This is a genomic window from Streptococcus infantis (assembly GCF_047464415.1).
Taxonomy (GTDB): domain Bacteria; phylum Bacillota; class Bacilli; order Lactobacillales; family Streptococcaceae; genus Streptococcus; species Streptococcus infantis_AE.
The window spans coordinates 82,461-98,952 of the sequence record NZ_JASHBX010000006.1; the positions used below are offsets into that span (position 1 = coordinate 82,461).

At 39.1% G+C, this 16,492-nt stretch carries 17 protein-coding genes and 1 riboswitch; of the genes, 13 read left to right on the forward strand and 4 right to left on the reverse strand.

The window, feature by feature from the left end; genetic code table 11:
* Positions 1 to 44 precede the first annotated feature (44 nt).
* The 3 genes from QM460_RS05030 (at position 45) to QM460_RS05040 (ending at position 3,219) form a co-directional block, all read left to right on the forward strand.
* Entirely contained in the window at positions 45 to 731 is a 687-nt protein-coding gene (locus tag QM460_RS05030) for a TIGR02206 family membrane protein (protein WP_414289422.1), read from the forward strand.
* A 9-nt stretch (positions 732 to 740) separates the two neighbouring features.
* Positions 741 to 1,433 (forward strand): TIGR02206 family membrane protein, encoded by a 693-nt coding sequence (locus QM460_RS05035; RefSeq protein WP_414289423.1) that lies wholly within the window; start codon positions 741 to 743, stop codon positions 1,431 to 1,433.
* 241 nt (positions 1,434 to 1,674) lie between these two features.
* Positions 1,675 to 3,219, forward strand: coding sequence for a peptide chain release factor 3 (locus QM460_RS05040; protein ID WP_414289424.1), 1,545 nt, complete (start codon positions 1,675 to 1,677; stop codon positions 3,217 to 3,219).
* Positions 3,220 to 3,850: 631 nt separating this feature from the next.
* On the opposite strand, the gene QM460_RS05045 is transcribed toward QM460_RS05040, so the two are convergent.
* From QM460_RS05045 to trkA, 4 genes are all read right to left on the reverse strand, one after another.
* Positions 3,851 to 4,543, reverse strand: coding sequence for a lysostaphin resistance A-like protein (locus QM460_RS05045; RefSeq protein WP_414289425.1), 693 nt, complete (start codon positions 4,541 to 4,543; stop codon positions 3,851 to 3,853).
* Positions 4,544 to 4,604: 61 nt separating this feature from the next.
* Complete coding sequence (locus QM460_RS05050) at positions 4,605 to 5,237, reverse strand: hypothetical protein (protein ID WP_414289426.1); 633 nt, start codon at positions 5,235 to 5,237, stop codon at positions 4,605 to 4,607.
* Positions 5,238 to 5,388: 151 nt separating this feature from the next.
* Positions 5,389 to 6,828 carry a TrkH family potassium uptake protein gene (locus QM460_RS05055; protein ID WP_248034659.1) on the reverse strand — a complete coding sequence of 480 codons (1,440 nt, stop codon included), beginning with the start codon at positions 6,826 to 6,828 and terminating at the stop codon, positions 5,389 to 5,391.
* A gap of 3 nt (positions 6,829 to 6,831) precedes the next feature.
* Complete coding sequence (gene trkA, locus QM460_RS05060) at positions 6,832 to 8,181, reverse strand: Trk system potassium transporter TrkA (RefSeq protein WP_049527343.1); 1,350 nt, start codon at positions 8,179 to 8,181, stop codon at positions 6,832 to 6,834.
* A 393-nt stretch (positions 8,182 to 8,574) separates the two neighbouring features.
* Here trkA and QM460_RS05065 point away from each other — a divergent pair, with 393 nt between their 5' ends.
* From QM460_RS05065 to ilvC, 10 genes are all read left to right on the forward strand, one after another.
* Positions 8,575 to 9,078, forward strand: coding sequence for a tRNA (cytidine(34)-2'-O)-methyltransferase (locus QM460_RS05065; protein WP_045763706.1), 504 nt, complete (start codon positions 8,575 to 8,577; stop codon positions 9,076 to 9,078).
* A 48-nt stretch (positions 9,079 to 9,126) separates the two neighbouring features.
* Positions 9,127 to 9,345, forward strand: a riboswitch (FMN riboswitch).
* Positions 9,346 to 9,502: 157 nt separating this feature from the next.
* Positions 9,503 to 10,066, forward strand: coding sequence for an ECF transporter S component (locus QM460_RS05070; protein WP_000185852.1), 564 nt, complete (start codon positions 9,503 to 9,505; stop codon positions 10,064 to 10,066).
* Positions 10,056 to 10,706 carry a phosphatase PAP2 family protein gene (locus QM460_RS05075; protein WP_373114927.1) on the forward strand — a complete coding sequence of 217 codons (651 nt, stop codon included), beginning with the start codon at positions 10,056 to 10,058 and terminating at the stop codon, positions 10,704 to 10,706. The genes QM460_RS05070 and QM460_RS05075 overlap by 11 nt, the downstream gene beginning before the upstream one ends.
* A gap of 27 nt (positions 10,707 to 10,733) precedes the next feature.
* A complete protein-coding gene (locus tag QM460_RS05080) occupies positions 10,734 to 11,153 on the forward strand; it encodes a ParB N-terminal domain-containing protein (RefSeq protein ID WP_414289427.1) in 420 nt (139 codons plus the stop codon).
* The gene (locus tag QM460_RS05085; protein ID WP_414289428.1) at positions 11,128 to 11,610 is read left to right on the forward strand and encodes a GNAT family N-acetyltransferase; all 483 of its coding nucleotides are present in this window, start codon (positions 11,128 to 11,130) and stop codon (positions 11,608 to 11,610) included. Before QM460_RS05080 ends, QM460_RS05085 begins: the two co-directional genes overlap by 26 nt.
* Before the next feature lie 192 nt (positions 11,611 to 11,802).
* Positions 11,803 to 12,228 (forward strand): 50S ribosomal protein L11, encoded by a 426-nt coding sequence (gene rplK / locus QM460_RS05090; RefSeq protein WP_001085808.1) that lies wholly within the window; start codon positions 11,803 to 11,805, stop codon positions 12,226 to 12,228.
* A gap of 96 nt (positions 12,229 to 12,324) precedes the next feature.
* Positions 12,325 to 13,014 (forward strand): 50S ribosomal protein L1, encoded by a 690-nt coding sequence (gene rplA, locus QM460_RS05095; protein ID WP_001085672.1) that lies wholly within the window; start codon positions 12,325 to 12,327, stop codon positions 13,012 to 13,014.
* Between the two features lie 212 nt (positions 13,015 to 13,226).
* The gene (locus QM460_RS05100; protein WP_414289429.1) at positions 13,227 to 14,927 is read left to right on the forward strand and encodes an acetolactate synthase large subunit; all 1,701 of its coding nucleotides are present in this window, start codon (positions 13,227 to 13,229) and stop codon (positions 14,925 to 14,927) included.
* Positions 14,920 to 15,396, forward strand: a complete 477-nt coding sequence (gene ilvN / locus QM460_RS05105) for an acetolactate synthase small subunit (RefSeq protein WP_001253809.1) — start codon at positions 14,920 to 14,922, stop codon at positions 15,394 to 15,396. The genes QM460_RS05100 and ilvN overlap by 8 nt, the downstream gene beginning before the upstream one ends.
* 65 nt (positions 15,397 to 15,461) lie before the next feature.
* Positions 15,462 to 16,484: a ketol-acid reductoisomerase gene (ilvC, locus tag QM460_RS05110; protein ID WP_045763621.1), complete on the forward strand. Its 1,023-nt coding sequence runs from the start codon at positions 15,462 to 15,464 to the stop codon at positions 16,482 to 16,484.
* Positions 16,485 to 16,492 lie beyond the last annotated feature (8 nt).

The following is a 16,492-nucleotide window of genomic DNA, read 5'->3' on the forward strand; positions in this document are numbered from 1 at the left end:
CAAGATGGAGACATTTACCGACTCGAATAAGTTAAGGATGAAATATGACAATTTGGGAATTACTTTTTACCAGTAAAAAAACAGTCCCTCCAGACTTGGGGACATGGTACATTTTGTTACCGACTTCTTTGCTAGTCATAGCTGCTCTATCAATTCGCTATGCCTCATCTAAGCGCTATCGATATTTTTGGTATTGGGGTCAATTGATTCAACTGCTGATTATCAACGCTTGGTATATTTCGGCACGCCTACCCTTGTCGGAGGCTCTCCCTTTTTACCATAGTCGCATGGCTATGTGGATGATTCTTTTTGCCCCTAATAAGACCTTTTTCAAACAATACTTTGCCTTAGTGGGAGTTTTTGGCTCTATCATGGCTTTAGTTTATCCAGTCTTTTATCCGTTTCCTTTCCCCCATGTTTCGTCTGTGAACAATGTTTTTGGACACTGGGCCCTCTTGGCTAACTGCTTGATTTATCTTATTAGATATTATAAAGTTGAAAAAGGGGATACTTGGAAAATATGTCAGATGACCTTTGGTGTCAATGCTATTATCTTTCTAGCCAACCTCTTGACAGGAGGGAATTATGGCTTTATGAGTAATCCCCCTGTGATTGGGAATCATGGCGCCTTGGTTAATTATTGGATAGTAACCAGTCTGATGACAGGAATCTTCATTCTCATCAATCAATTTGTTAAATATAAACTGAAGAATCGTCAGCTAATAAATTAAGGAGATCTTATGCATCATTTTATTACAAGAACCCAAACCACACCACCGCCTATTCCGATTTTTTGGTACGGTGTCATGATAGGCCTTCTTGCCTTGTCTATTTATGGATCTCTTACTTATTACAAAAATCCCAAATTTGTTCGATTGTTTAAGTGGATTCAAATAGCGCAACTGCTAGCTCTTTACACTTGGTATATTGGTTTTAGCATTTCATTTTCAAATAGTCTACCTTTATACCATTGCCGCTTGGCCATGTTTGCAGTAGTTTTCTTGCCAGATAAATGGAAAACCAAGCAGTATTTTGCCCTTATGGGAGCTAGTGGAGCAGTATTTGCCTTGGGTTATCCGGTTTTTGATCCTTATGATTTCCCACATATTACCAGTTTTTCATTCCTGATTGGACACTATGCTCTCCTGGTAAATTCACTTGTCTATCTCATGAACCACTACGATAAGACCCTGCTTAAAAAGTATCGAATCATCGTCTACACTTTTGTTCTTAATCTTTTTCTAGTTGGAGTCAATCAAGTGACAGGTGGAAACTATGGGCTTTTGAATACCACGCCTTTTATCCCAGATGCTCCTATTTGGATAAAATATCTGTTGGTTTCAATCATTCTTTCTTCAGCCTTGGTACTCTTTGATATCTTGTTTAAGAAACGTTGGCAAAAGAAAATGTCACTAGAATCAACTCTTTTATGATATCGATTGTAAGCTAAAAGAAGATATTGAATTTGAGTCGACCAATCACAAAACACAAATTGCAATATCTGTTATTTAAAAGCAAGTCTACTATAGAGACCTGCTTTTTCTTGTGTAGGCAATTGAAAAACTGTCTAAAATCCGATATAATGGAGTGTTGAAAGGAATTTTAGAGTCCAATGTAACAAAGAGCGATTAGAAATTCAAATAATTCAAAAAAAAGTAAAAAGAAAGAGAAGTTATGAGTATTCAAGAAGAAATTAAAAAACGCCGTACCTTTGCCATCATCTCTCACCCGGACGCTGGTAAAACGACTATCACTGAGCAATTGCTTTACTTTGGGGGAGAGATTCGTGAGGCAGGTACTGTAAAAGGGAAGAAAACAGGAAACTTTGCTAAGTCTGACTGGATGGATATCGAGAAACAACGTGGGATTTCGGTAACCTCATCTGTCATGCAGTTTGACTACGATGGCAAACGTGTCAATATCCTAGATACACCAGGGCACGAGGACTTCTCAGAAGATACTTACCGTACCTTGATGGCGGTGGATGCGGCTGTCATGGTTGTGGACTCTGCCAAGGGTATCGAAGCCCAGACCAAGAAATTGTTTGAGGTTGTCAAACATCGTGGTATTCCAGTCTTCACTTTTATGAACAAGCTTGACCGTGATGGCCGTGAGCCACTAGACCTCTTGCAAGAATTGGAAGAAGTCCTGGGCATCGCTAGCTATCCGATGAACTGGCCGATTGGGATGGGGAAAGCTTTTGAGGGACTCTATGACCTTTACAATAAACGCTTGGAACTTTACAAAGGGGATGAACGCTTTGCTAGTCTGGAAGATGGGGACAAGCTATTTGCTAGCAACACCTTCTACGAGCAAGTCAAGGATGACATCGAACTCTTGCAAGAAGCTGGAAATGAATTCTCAGAAGAAGCCATCCTTGCGGGTGAATTGACTCCGGTATTCTTTGGATCAGCCCTTACTAATTTTGGTGTGCAGACTTTCTTAGAAACCTTCCTCAAGTTTGCTCCAGAACCACACGGTCACAAGAAAACAGATGGAGAAATTGTTGATCCTTACGACAAGGATTTCTCAGGCTTTGTCTTTAAAATCCAAGCCAACATGGACCCTCGTCACCGTGACCGTATCGCCTTTGTTCGAATCGTATCGGGTGAATTCGAGCGTGGTATGAGTGTCAATCTCCCTCGTACTGGTAAGGGAGCTAAGCTGTCAAATGTTACTCAGTTTATGGCAGAAAGTCGTGAGAATGTCACTAATGCCGTAGCTGGAGATATCATCGGGGTTTACGATACTGGTACTTATCAGGTGGGAGATACTTTGACAGTTGGGAAAAACAAATTTGAATTTGAACCACTGCCAACCTTTACCCCTGAAATCTTCATGAAAGTTTCTGCTAAGAACGTTATGAAGCAAAAATCTTTCCACAAGGGAATTGAGCAATTGGTGCAAGAAGGAGCTATTCAGCTTTATACCAACTACCAAACAGGTGAATATATGTTGGGTGCCGTTGGTCAATTGCAGTTTGAAGTCTTCAAACATCGTATGGAAAATGAGTACAATGCAGAAGTGGTTATGAGCCCAATGGGTAAAAAGACGGTTCGCTGGATCAAACCTGAAGATCTGGATGAGCGTATGTCTTCAAGCCGAAACATCCTTGCCAAAGACCGCTTTGACCAGCCTGTTTTCCTCTTTGAAAACGACTTTGCCCTCCGTTGGTTTGCAGATAAGTATCCGGATGTAGAGTTAGAGGAAAAGATGTGATTCAGTAAGTCTACTTGATTGCAAAGCAATCTAAGTAGACTACGGCAAGTCCTATAAGACTTGCCTAACTGCCTCACTAACTTAGTTTTACAAATGGAATCGATTTGTAAAACTAAGTGTCGTAATCTAATAAACACTATCCACTAAGACGGTTTACCTAAACGCTTCACTAGGCAAAGCCCACGAATGGTATTGATTCGTGGGCTTTGCCGTCGTAACAGAAAGGAAGTGGTCTAGCTACCTGTCTTACTAACTGCGTTTGGCAAATAAAATCGATTTGTAAAACTCAGTGTTGTAGTAAAAAAGTACTTGCTTTGGAACCTTAAATCTATTGAAAAAGGCCAAGAAAAATATCTTCTTGGCTTTTCTTGTAGGCTGGTTTTAACAAAATTCCTAAACTCTGCCCTGGTGAGGGACGGAGTTTAGGAGGTCTTTTAGGTCGCTAATCGGTAAATAACTTCAGTATAGATATCCATTTTTAAACTTTATAAAATTTATGCATAAAAATATTTTTAAAATTTTTTAAGATGGTAGAAAAAATGAATTTTTCCGAGATAAAGTGCTGCTTGAAACAAAAAAATCCCTTAGACCAGGACGATTGATCCAGCCTAAAGGAATGGATAATTGGGTATTACATACCGAAATTTTTCATAAAAATTATGAAGAGTGCAAGTAAGATGAAGCTGATACTATTAAGTAGCATATGGACCGAGATAGACATTTCCAAACGTCTAGTACGATAAGCAGTCCAAGTGAGGACAGTAGACATCCAACCATAAATCAAGAAGGAAGGGAGATTAGAAGGCATATGTGCAAGGAGGAAGATTAGCCAACCAATAACATATCCAAACTTTTCGTAGCCTTGGAAGAGTTTGGTAGGAATAATCCCGCGACAGATGATTTCTTCACAAATAGGTGCGATTAAAACGATGAGGAAGAAACTGCTAATCAGAGAACTTTCAGAGATAAGGTTGTTAATTACTTGTTGATTAGAAGTTGTTGTTTGCTTCACGAGTTGTAACCAGATTCCACCTACAAGATTTCCAACATAAATAGCTAGGTAGCTAAAGACAATGCGAGGAACATCGTTAACGGTGAAAAGTTTAGATTTTAAATCCAGCAACTTGCTCTTATGGGCTCCGTATAAAAAGATAGCAAGTACAAGAATCGAAATAAGGGACACAAGAATTGTTGACCAGATTGGATTAAACTGAATTTTAGTTAGTATAGCTAGAGTTAGCATAGGAGTCTGAGATAGAAAGATAGCTACTAATAAAATCCCAAACCAAGCGAGTCGCTTACGAAAATCTTTAAAAAAGTTCATTGATGTATCTCCTAAAAAATTTTTATTAATTATAACATAATTATTGCAAGGATTCTATTTGTTACCATAAGAGGAATGTACAGACGACAAATAGAATATCCCGAATCAAATGACTGTAGAATGATACCTCCTGTCTCAAATTTTTGGGGAATAAAAAACTGAGAAATAGAGCACCAAGACCAATATAAAAAGCAATCGATAAAATGGTGATTGGATTACGTAGGAAGATTAAAATGGAAATGATGATGATGGAAAATCTCACTTCCTTGCTACTGGAATTTTTTTGTAACCTTCTCCATTTTTTCAAGGGGAGAAAGGTAATAAGGTCAACTCCAAAGAGAAAAAAGAAGGAGGGGAGGATGAGTTCTACAGCTTCTTTTTGAAGTAAGTTGACAGTAACGATAGTCTCTGATAGAACCAGCCCAACCCCGCAGAGGTTGACCACAATCATCATACTATAAAATAAAAAGATAAAGCGACTCCTGTCAATCAGTCTATCTCTTTTCAGGTTGTGACTAGATAAATAATGCATAAAGGCACAAGACCCAGATAAGCCCAATAAAGCCAGTAGAAAATAAAAACAGGATTGTTTGAGGGCCAGAGAGGTTCCAGACCAAAAGATACAACTACAAAGTGCCAGTTGGATTAAGGCAAAGAACAAGAGTAGTCGAATTGATTTTATGACTTTTTCCATAAAGTATCCCCTATATTTTTTTCTTATTATAGCTAAAAGATAGGAGAGAAAAGTCCTTAAATTCCCAATTGTCGATTTTTAGGGCTGTCTTGTCTTTTGAAACTAAAAAATCCCCCTTCAAGGGTTCCTTGAAGAGGGGAGATAGGGTGTTCTAACGTTTAGACCAAGTGCGCTTCATAAAGAGTAGTATGATTGGATAGATTTCAAGACGTCCTGCAATCATTGCAAAAGATAGTAGAAGTTTTGAAAATGGACTAAAAATTGAGAAACTTGCAGTTGTTCCTAAAATAGGACCGATATTGTTAAAACAACTGAAAACAGCACTCGTAACAACCATTAAATTATTGGTATCTAAACTGACGATGAAAATCAAACTGAGTAGAATCATGATGTAAACCACAAAGTACTTCAGAATCTTGTGCTGAGTATCCTTATCAATAACCGTTTGATTAACCTGAAGGGTTAACACACGGTGAGGTGATATGGTAGACAAGACTTGATTTTTAGCGATTTTAGAGAGGATGACTCCGCGAATAACCTTGAGACCACCTGCAGTGGAGCCAGCAGAACCACCGATTGCCATCAGCATTAGCAAGATATATTGAGAGAACAAAGGCCAGTTCGTGATATCTCCATATCCAAAGCCGGTAGTGGTAATGATGTTAGATACTTGGAAGAAGGCCATCTCAAAGCTTTGTGAAACGCCGCTATAGAGGTGGAGTGTGTTAAGCGTGATTAAGCCAGTTGATATGGCTACAATCAAGAGATAGGCTCGGAGTTCTTCATCAAAAAAGAATTCCTTAATACGACGGAGCATGAGATAGTAGTAGAGGTTGAAATTGACACCAAACATCAAAACCCCGATACTTGTCAGATAGGTAATGAGAGAACTGTGATAGTGGGCAATTCCGTCATTATAAACAGTAAAGCCACCAGTACCAGCAGTACCCATAGCGATAACAAAACTATCGTAGAGTGGCATTCCAGCAAGGTAATAAATAACCACAAAAAGGGCGAACATAGCAAGGTAGAGGATATAAAGGATTTGAGCTGTATTTTTTAGCTTAGATACAACCTTGCCAAATACTGGTCCTGGAACCTCAGCCTTCATAACTTCTAGGTGACTATTTTTAGCATTGTCCATAATAGCTAGGGCAAAAACCAGCACCCCCATCCCTCCGATAAGGTGAGTAAAACTCCTCCAAAATAGAAGCGAACGGCTTAAGACAGAAACGTCATTTAAGATGGTTGCTCCCGTTGTTGTGAAGCCAGAACTAATCTCAAAGAAGGCGTCTATCATATTGGGAATTTGTCCTGAAAAGACAAAGGGAAGGGCACCAAAGAATGACCAGAGAATCCAACAGAGAGCTACAATTAAGACCCCTTCTTTTGCATAGATTCGCTGTTTTTTAGGCTTACTGATAATTCCCAGAAGACCTAGAACAACAAGGATTCCGATGGTAGAGAAAAGAGCTGTAAAAACTTGACTCGATTCTCGATAATAAATAGCAATGCTAACTGGAACTAAGAGTAGACCAGCCTCGATCAAGAGTAGCTTTGCAAGAAGAAATCGTACCATACTTCTATTCATAGCTTACCTCTCTAACAGATCATAGATCTTGGTGATATTTGATAGTAGTGTGATGACAACTAACTTATCACCGACTTGAAGGCTATCTTCACCAGTTGGGAAGATTGTTTTTCCATTGCGGATAATAGCAGCAATTAAAATATCTTTTTTGAGTTTCAATTGAGACAAAGGTTTACCAGTCATCTTGTTAGCTTCCTTGATAAGGAATTGAAGAGTTTCAACCTGTCCATTTGCTAGGTGGTGCATCGCTTGAAGATCTGAATATTGGGCATTGGCACGACCATGGATAAAGTGCATAATCGTATCAACAGCGATAGTTTTTGGTGTGATGATACTAGAAAACTCAGGTGCATGGATAATCTCTAGGAGACTAGTTCGATTGACCTTAGTGATGTTTTTCTGAACACCAACACTATCCAAGAACATAGATGTAATAATGTTTTCTTCGTCAACTCCAGTAAGGGTTGCGACCGCATCGTAGTGTTGGGCACTTTCTTCTAGGAGAATATCTTTTGCAGTTCCGTCCCCCTGTACAATGTAGAGTTTTGGATATTTTTGACTGAAAAATGCTGCGCGATCTGGATTGAGTTCAATGACCTTGGTATCAATACGGCTATCTTTCAAAATACCAACAAGGTAGTAGGCGATTTTTCCGGCTCCGATAATGAGTAAACTCTTAACGACACGAGATTTGACATAGTTATGAAAAAGCATCATATCGACACGGTGACCTGTTACAAAGATACGGTCTTTATCTTCTAAAATAAGGTCGCCACTAGGGATCATCAGTTTATGATCGCGCTCAATAGCACAGACAATCACATTACCAAACTTTTTCCGGAAGTCTGCGATAGACATCTGACAGATATTGCTATCCTTACGGACAACAAATTCCATCAAACTAACCAAGCCACCTACAAAACGCTCAACAGAAAGAGCATTTGGGAAGTCGATGATGTTAGCAATAGCACGAGCCGCTAGGAGTTCTGGATTGACAATGAGAGAAAATCCGAGAATATTTTTTTCTTTAAAGTAAGGGTTGGAATACTCAGGATTGCGGACACGGACGATGGTTTCTTTAGCCCCCATCTTTTTAGCTAAGACAGCAGATACCATATTGACCTCGTCATATTGAGTCATAGCGATGAAAATATCGCAGTCTTGAACATTGGCAGCTTCTAGCATGGCAAAGTCAGCCCCATTACCTGCAATTCCAATAATATCAAAACGGCTTGTCATGTAATTAAGAACTGTTTCGTTCTGTTCAATTAAGACAACATCATGATTGTCAGCGACAAGTGAACGACAAAGGGCAGAACCAACTTTCCCCCCTCCGACAAGAATAATCTTCATGTTATATAACCTACTTTTTCAATATGTATCTATCATACTCTTTTTTAGAATAAAATGCACTCGGCAACCGACTCTTTTCATTATTAGGGAGGAAAATTGTCCCATTGATAATCTTACTTGTTCAAAATTTAAGATATAAATCAGCTATTTTCGTCTAATTCTAATGAATACAGAAGCATTTTTAACTAATGTAAATATGTTTGTAAAAAAATTGAAAAAAACAAGTCATTTCTATTGACAATCAAGCTGAAAGTGATATACTAAAACAGTAGTTTCGCTGATTTACTTCAAACCTGTTGTGAGGTAAGTTAACGATGCCTTAACCACGCTGTTTGCTGAGCTTGACTCCGGGCAGTGTGGCTATTTTTTTGCACTAGTGAGAGGAAACAAGGCATGGCAAATCACATTGTATTATTTGAACCCCAAATTCCACAAAATACGGGTAATATTGCTCGTACCTGCGCAGCAACGAATGCGCCCCTTCATATTATTAAACCGATGGGCTTTCCTATCGATGACCGTAAGATGAAGCGAGCAGGTCTAGATTATTGGGACAAGCTTGAGATTCATTTTTATGATAGCTTGGCTGATTTTATGGAAAAAATGGATGGTCAGCTCTACTTGATTTCCAAGTTTGCAGAAAAAGTCTATTCAGATGCAGATTTCACGACAGAAGGAGATCATTATTTTCTTTTTGGGAGAGAAGATAAGGGCTTGCCTGAGGAATTTATGCGTGAGCATCCAGAAAAAGCTCTCCGCATTCCCATGAATGATGAGCATGTTCGTAGTCTCAATGTTTCAAATACAGTTTGTATGATTGTCTATGAAGCACTTCGTCAACAAAACTTTGCGGGTCTCGAACTGGTTCACACTTACGAAACAGATAAGTTGAAATAAACACTTAGATAAAATGCTTGCGCTTGCAAGCTTTTTTTGTTATCATAAAGGGGTCTTCAGGGCTGGGTGTAATTCCCGACCGGCGGTGAATTTGACTAGCTATTTTAGCTTTCTCTTTGTTGTCTTGTCTCGATATACTTTAAGTATTATCTTCGACTGCGACGTCTAGATAAATCTAAAATATCTTAGCCAAATAAGTCCGCGAGCGCAAGCTGATGTGGTGAGATTCCACAACCGACAGTATAGTCTGGATGGGAGAAGACGAAAGAATGGCTTTGTCTATTCTAATTGATTTTTTATAGGTAAATTGTAACCGCTTGCTAAAAAAGAGTGAGGGGGAACTTTTGGAATATAAAAATAAAGGATAGATAGAGGAATCCTTTCCAACTTCTTCTGATTTTATAGAAAATTGGAGGAACCTGTTATGACAAACACACGTCGACTTTCGACCATTGCAATTTTATCAGCACTTTCATTTGTGTTGATGTACTTTGACTTTCCGCTTTTGCCAGCGGCATCATTTTTGAGGATTGAGTTCAGTATTTTACCGGTCCTTGTGGGCTTGGTAGTCTTGGATTTACCAGCAGCTTTTGGAGTGCTTTTCCTTCGGTCCTTGTTGAAAATCCTTCTGAACAATCAAGGGGTTAGTACCTATATTGGTTTACCGATGAATATTGTTGCCTTGGGAGTCTTTGTACTTGCTTTTGGTTTGATTTGGAAAAAAGAGCGAACAACCATGCGTTTCGTCCTAGCTTCACTAGCTGGTACACTTGGTTTAACTCTAGCTATGCTAGTTCTAAACTATGTTTATGCTGTTCCTTTGTACGCTAAGTTTGCTAATTTTGATATTGAGAAAATCTTAGGATTGAGCAACTACTTGATGACTATGGTCTTGCCTTTTAATCTGATTGAAGGTATTATATTTGCCATCTCTTTCTGGTTGTTGTTTGTCCTTTTGAAACCAACTTTAAAATACTATGAAAGATAAACAAACATTTATGATGAAGGGTTCTTTTGCCCTTTTACTTTTTATGATTATTGGCTATATTGTCAAATTTTATCCAGAAATGCTGGTCGGTTTTGATCAGCCAATTCAGACTGCCATTAGAGGTGATTTGCCTGAGACCTTAACGCTTCTTTTTCGGGCAATTACGCACTTAATTGACATCCCAGTCATTATTAGCTGGGTTTTAATTGTAGCTTTTATATTTTATCGAAAGCAATGGAAGATGGAAAGTTATCTCATGCTGGGGAATTTGACTTTAGCTGGAATCTTAATCGTAACTTTTAAAAATATCTACCAAAGACCACGACCAGAAATTCTACACTTGGTAGAAGAAAAAGGTTTTTCTTTTCCAAGTGGACATTCTCTGGCAGTAACGATTATGGTTGGAACTTTGATTGTGATTTTGAGCCAAAGGATTAAGAATACAGTCTGGAGAAAAATCGTTCAAATCTTGCTAAGTTTATACATCGTCAGTGTATTGGTATCAAGAATTTATCTAGGAGTTCACTACCCATCAGATGTGATTGCCAGCCTTTGTGTAGGCCTAGGAGTTTTGTTTATGGAGTTTCCTTTCTATGATAAACTGCGTTTTCAATGGCGCTTCAAAGGAAAGCAGAAGTAGGCATTAACCCTTCTTGAGGAGGAAGAAATGGAAGTCAACATAAAAGATCTTCATCCGAGTCAACTATACTTATCAGAAAAGAAATTACAAGATATCCAGATGCTTTATCAATCGGTAGAAAAGCACAATATTAATCCAATCAGTGTTCTTACATTTGGAGATTATTTGTTGATTACAGACGGGCATCACAGGGCTTATCAGGCTTTATTGATAGGCCAGAATACGATTTCTGCTGAGTGGGATAGAGATGGAGGTGATGAACTATATCATCTCTATGCGCAAGCTTGTGAGAAAAGAAAGATATACTCTGTTCTGGATTTAAAAGATCATATCTTATCTCAAGATGAGTATGAAGCAAAATGGTATAACTGGTGTGATGGATTTAACCAAGCAGCGGAGCTAGTATTAGGATTAGAAAATGATGACAAAAATCATTCAGATAGATAATTCCTTGCGTCTAGTTCCCTATTTTTTAGCAGATCATCATGATGCAGCTTTGGCCTGGTATCAAGATATGGATTTGGTGGAACTTGTAGACGGTATTAGAATACCTTATAGTCCGGAAAAATTAAATGCCATGTATTCCTATTTAGAAAGACACGGGGATTTGTTCTGGATTGAGTTTCGAGAAAAGGGAGAGTGGCTTCCAATTGGGGATGTAACCTTATCTCAGGAGAATCTTCCTATTGTGATTGGCAATCCAACTTATCAACATCAGGGACTTGGACGCAAGGTATTGAAGACTTTGATTGATCTAGCTCGTCAAAAGGGTTGGAAACAATTGAAAGTTCAAGAAATCTATACTTTCAATCGTATCTCTAGAAGATGTTTTGAGTCTCTTGGATTTGTGGAAAGTGGTACTACTGAAAATGGAGTGAGTTTTGTACTGACTTTGAGCGAATGAATTCCCTCCATCGTGATAGAAGATTCTGAAGATTGATTTCACCAAAAAAGTGTAACAAAAAGAAATATCAAAAATAAAAATTTCTCTTGCATTTTTTAAAAAATAGTGTATAATAGATGGGTATGCGTAAAGCATACTTGTGGGAGGTAAAAATCTCTAATTACCGCCAAAACCACAAAGGAGGATTTAAAAATGGCTAAAAAAGTCGAAAAACTTGTAAAATTGCAAATCCCTGCTGGTAAAGCTACACCAGCTCCACCGGTTGGACCTGCTCTTGGTCAAGCTGGTATCAACATCATGGGATTCACAAAAGAGTTCAACGCTCGTACTGCTGACCAAGCTGGTATGATCATTCCAGTTGTTATCTCAGTATACGAAGATAAATCATTTACTTTCGTTACAAAAACACCACCAGCTGCTGTTCTTTTGAAAAAAGCTGCAGGTGTTGAAAAAGGATCAGGTACACCTAACAAAACTAAAGTTGCTACAGTTACTCGTGCACAAGTACAAGAAATTGCAGAAACTAAGATGCCAGATTTGAACGCTGCAAACATTGAGTCTGCAATGCGTATGATCGAAGGTACTGCTCGTTCTATGGGATTCACTGTTGTTGACTAATCAATAACATCCCTATATAACCCGCAAGACTTCATCATTTCGAGAAGTGACGTGGGAGATGAAAATCGATTGAACCACTTACAAGGAGAATAGAAAATGGCTAAAAAAAGCAAACAACTTCGTGCTGCTCTTGAGAAGATCGACAGCACAAAAGCATACAGCGTAGAAGAAGCTGTAGCTCTTGCAAAAGAAACTAACTTCGCAAAATTTGATGCAACTGTAGAAGTTGCTTATAACTTGAACATCGACGTTAAAAAAGCTGACCAACAAATCCGTGGAGCAATGGTATTGCCAAACGGTACTGGTAAAACAGCTCGCGTTCTTGTATTTGCACGTGGTGCAAAAGCTGAAGAAGCTAAAGCTGCTGGTGCAGACTTCGTTGGTGAAGACGACCTTGTTGCTAAAATCAACGACGGTTGGTTGGACTTCGACGTAGTTATCGCTACACCTGATATGATGGCTCTTGTTGGGCGTCTTGGACGTGTCCTTGGACCACGTAACTTGATGCCAAACCCTAAAACTGGTACTGTAACAATGGATGTTGCTAAAGCAGTTGAAGAGTCTAAAGGTGGTAAAATCACTTACCGTGCAGACCGTGCAGGTATCGTACAAGCCATCATCGGTAAAGTTTCATTTGAAGCTGACAAGTTGGTTGAAAACTTCAAAGCATTCAACGAAACAATCCAAAAAGCTAAACCAGCTACTGCTAAAGGAACTTACGTAACAAGCTTGACAATCACAACTACTCAAGGTGTTGGTATCAAGGTTGACGTTAACTCACTTTAATTAGTAATTATTTAACATGAAAGGTTGAAGACAAGTTTGTCTCAACCTTTTTTCTATTAAAAAAATAAAAATACGTATAAACTTTCTAATCTATTTGATATTGTAAAGTATCTAGATAGAAAATTCAGAAAATTTGCTCTTTTCCCTTGAAAATTTTTGAAAAAATGGTATCATAGTAACAAGCTATTTTTAAGAGAAGAGAAAGGGGAACGATGGAGAAAATCATTTTAGACTCACCTAAGTCGGGATCGGATCTTGTTTTGGAAACACTTCGTGACTTAGGTATCGATACGATTTTTGGTTATCCTGGTGGAGCGGTACTTCCTTTATATGATGCTATTTATAATTTTAAGGGAATCCGCCATATTCTAGGTCGCCATGAGCAGGGCTGTCTTCACGAAGCTGAAGGTTATGCTAAGTCAACAGGAAAACTGGGTGTAGCAGTCGTCACAAGCGGACCAGGAGCTACAAATGCCATTACAGGGATCGCAGATGCTATGAGCGATAGTGTTCCCCTTTTAGTCTTTACTGGCCAAGTGGCACGTGCTGGAATTGGGAAAGATGCTTTTCAAGAAGCTGATATCGTTGGTATCACCATGCCAATCACTAAGTACAATTATCAGGTTCGTGAAACAGCAGATATTCCACGTATTATTACAGAGGCGGTACATATTGCGACCACAGGTCGTCCGGGACCAGTCGTCATTGACCTACCAAAAGATGTTTCTGCGCTTGAGACAGACTTTATTTACTCTCCAGAGATAGATTTACCAAGTTATCAGCCAACACTTGAGCCAAATGATATGCAAATCAAGAAAATCTTGAAGCAATTGTCTAAGGCTAAAAAGCCAGTCTTGCTAGCTGGGGGTGGTATTAGTTACGCTGAGGCTGCAGCAGAGTTAAATGAATTTGCAGAGCGTTATCAAATTCCTGTTGTTACCAGTCTTTTGGGACAGGGAACAATCGCAACTAGCCATCCACTGTTTTTGGGAATGGGTGGAATGCACGGTTCCTTTGCAGCTAATATTGCCATGACTGAGGCTGACTTTATGATTTCTATTGGTTGTCGTTTTGATGACCGTTTGACTGGAAATCCTAAGACCTTTGCTAAAAATGCAAAAGTAGCGCATATTGATATCGATCCTGCAGAGATTGGTAAGATCATTGCAGTTGATATTCCAGTTGTTGGTGATGCGAAAAAAGCTCTACAACAATTACTAGCTGAGCCAATCGTTCGTAACAATACTGAAAAGTGGATTGAAAAAGTTACAAAAGATAAGAATCGTGTTCGTTCATATGATAAGAAAGAACGAGTTGTACAACCCCAAGCAGTTATTGAACGCGTCGGTGAGTTGACCAATGGCGATGCCATTGTCGTAACAGACGTTGGACAACACCAAATGTGGACGGCTCAATACTATCCTTACCAAAACGAGCGTCAATTGGTAACATCAGGTGGTCTAGGAACCATGGGCTTCGGAGTTCCTGCAGCTATTGGTGCTAAGATTGCCAATCCAGATAAAGAAGTTGTTCTCTTTGTCGGAGATGGTGGTTTCCAGATGACCAATCAGGAATTAGCAATCTTAAATATTTACAAGATTCCAATCAAGGTCATCATGCTAAATAATCATTCACTTGGGATGGTCCGCCAGTGGCAAGAAGCCTTCTATGATGGTCGAACTTCAGAGTCGGTATTTGAAACCTTGCCAGACTTTCAATTGATGGCTCAAGCCTACGGGATTAAAAATTATAAGTTTGATAATCCTGAAACTCTTGAGAAGGATTTGGAAGTCATCATGGAAGATGTACCAATGTTTATTGAAGTAGACATTTCTCGTAAAGAACATGTTTTACCGATGGTACCAGCTGGTAAGAGTAATCATGAGATGTTGGGGGTGAAGTTTAATGCGTAGAATGTTAACAGCCAAACTTCAAAACCGTTCAGGTGTTCTCAATCGCTTCACAGGAGTCTTATCGAGACGTCAAGTCAATATTGAAAGCATTTCTGTGGGTGCAACGGAAAATCCTAATGTATCACGGATTACCATTATCATCGATGTTGCATCACATGATGAGGTTGAGCAAATCATCAAACAACTTAATCGTCAGATTGATGTGATTCGTATTCGTGATATCACGGATCAGCCCCACTTAGAACGAGAAGTGATTCTTATAAAGGTTTCAGCGCCTGCTGAAAAACGTGCAGAAATTTTGGCTATTATCCAACCTTTCCGTGCAACAGTAGTCGATGTAGCTCCAAGTTCCATTACCATTCAGATGACTGGGAATGCAGAGAAGAGTGAAGCTTTGATTCGAGTGATTCGACCATATGGTATTAAGAATATCGCTCGTACGGGTGCAACTGGATTTACCCGCGACTAAAAATCCAACCTAAATTTGTTAAATTAGCCTAACAGGCAATAAAAATAGAAAAGAGAGAAAAAACTATGGCAGTTCAAATGGAATACGAAAAAGATGTAAAAGTAGCAGCACTTGACGGTAAAAAAATCGCCGTTATCGGTTATGGTTCACAAGGCCATGCTCACGCTCAAAACTTGCGTGATTCAGGTCGTGATGTGATTATCGGTGTACGCCCAGGTAAATCTTTTGACAAAGCAAAAGAAGATGGATTTGATACATACACAGTAGCAGAAGCTACTAAATTAGCTGATGTTATCATGATCTTGGCACCAGATGAAATCCAACAAGAATTGTACGAAGCAGAAATTGCACCAAACTTGGAAGCTGGAAATGCAGTTGGTTTTGCACATGGTTTTAACATCCACTTCGAATTCATCAAAGTTCCTGCAGATGTTGATGTCTTCATGTGTGCTCCTAAAGGACCAGGACACTTGGTACGTCGTACTTACGAAGAAGGATTTGGTGTTCCAGCGCTTTACGCTGTCTACCAAGATGCTACAGGAAATGCTAAAGACATCGCTATGGACTGGTGTAAAGGTGTTGGTGCAGCTCGTGTAGGTCTTCTTGAAACAACTTACAAAGAAGAAACTGAAGAAGACTTGTTTGGTGAACAAGCAGTACTTTGTGGTGGTTTGACTGCCCTTATTGAAGCTGGTTTTGAAGTCTTGACAGAAGCTGGTTATGCTCCAGAATTGGCTTACTTTGAAGTTCTTCACGAAATGAAATTGATCGTTGACTTGATCTACGAAGGTGGATTCAAAAAAATGCGTCAATCAATTTCAAACACTGCTGAATATGGTGACTATGTTTCAGGTCCACGTGTAATCACTGAACAAGTCAAAGAAAATATGAAAGCAGTTCTTGCGGACATCCAAAATGGTAAATTCGCCAACGACTTTGTAAATGACTACAAAGCTGGACGTCCAAAATTGACTGCTTACCGTGAACAAGCAGCTAACCTTGAAATTGAAAAAGTTGGTGCAGAATTGCGTAAAGCAATGCCATTTGTCGGTAAAAACGACGATGATGCATTCAAGATCTACAACTAATTTTTAAG

Coding starts and splice junctions, on each gene's coding strand:
- QM460_RS05030 (WP_414289422.1), top strand. CDS start 45: ATGACAATTTGGGAATTACTTTTTACCAGTAAAAAAACAGTCCCTCCA.
- QM460_RS05035 (WP_414289423.1), top strand. CDS start 741: ATGCATCATTTTATTACAAGAACCCAAACCACACCACCGCCTATTCCG.
- QM460_RS05040 (WP_414289424.1), top strand. CDS start 1,675: ATGAGTATTCAAGAAGAAATTAAAAAACGCCGTACCTTTGCCATCATC.
- QM460_RS05045 (WP_414289425.1), bottom strand. CDS start 4,543: ATGAACTTTTTTAAAGATTTTCGTAAGCGACTCGCTTGGTTTGGGATT.
- QM460_RS05050 (WP_414289426.1), bottom strand. CDS start 5,237: ATGGAAAAAGTCATAAAATCAATTCGACTACTCTTGTTCTTTGCCTTA.
- QM460_RS05055 (WP_248034659.1), bottom strand. CDS start 6,828: ATGAATAGAAGTATGGTACGATTTCTTCTTGCAAAGCTACTCTTGATC.
- trkA (WP_049527343.1), bottom strand. CDS start 8,181: ATGAAGATTATTCTTGTCGGAGGGGGGAAAGTTGGTTCTGCCCTTTGT.
- QM460_RS05065 (WP_045763706.1), top strand. CDS start 8,575: ATGGCAAATCACATTGTATTATTTGAACCCCAAATTCCACAAAATACG.
- QM460_RS05070 (WP_000185852.1), top strand. CDS start 9,503: ATGACAAACACACGTCGACTTTCGACCATTGCAATTTTATCAGCACTT.
- QM460_RS05075 (WP_373114927.1), top strand. CDS start 10,056: ATGAAAGATAAACAAACATTTATGATGAAGGGTTCTTTTGCCCTTTTA.
- QM460_RS05080 (WP_414289427.1), top strand. CDS start 10,734: ATGGAAGTCAACATAAAAGATCTTCATCCGAGTCAACTATACTTATCA.
- QM460_RS05085 (WP_414289428.1), top strand. CDS start 11,128: ATGACAAAAATCATTCAGATAGATAATTCCTTGCGTCTAGTTCCCTAT.
- rplK (WP_001085808.1), top strand. CDS start 11,803: ATGGCTAAAAAAGTCGAAAAACTTGTAAAATTGCAAATCCCTGCTGGT.
- rplA (WP_001085672.1), top strand. CDS start 12,325: ATGGCTAAAAAAAGCAAACAACTTCGTGCTGCTCTTGAGAAGATCGAC.
- QM460_RS05100 (WP_414289429.1), top strand. CDS start 13,227: ATGGAGAAAATCATTTTAGACTCACCTAAGTCGGGATCGGATCTTGTT.
- ilvN (WP_001253809.1), top strand. CDS start 14,920: ATGCGTAGAATGTTAACAGCCAAACTTCAAAACCGTTCAGGTGTTCTC.
- ilvC (WP_045763621.1), top strand. CDS start 15,462: ATGGCAGTTCAAATGGAATACGAAAAAGATGTAAAAGTAGCAGCACTT.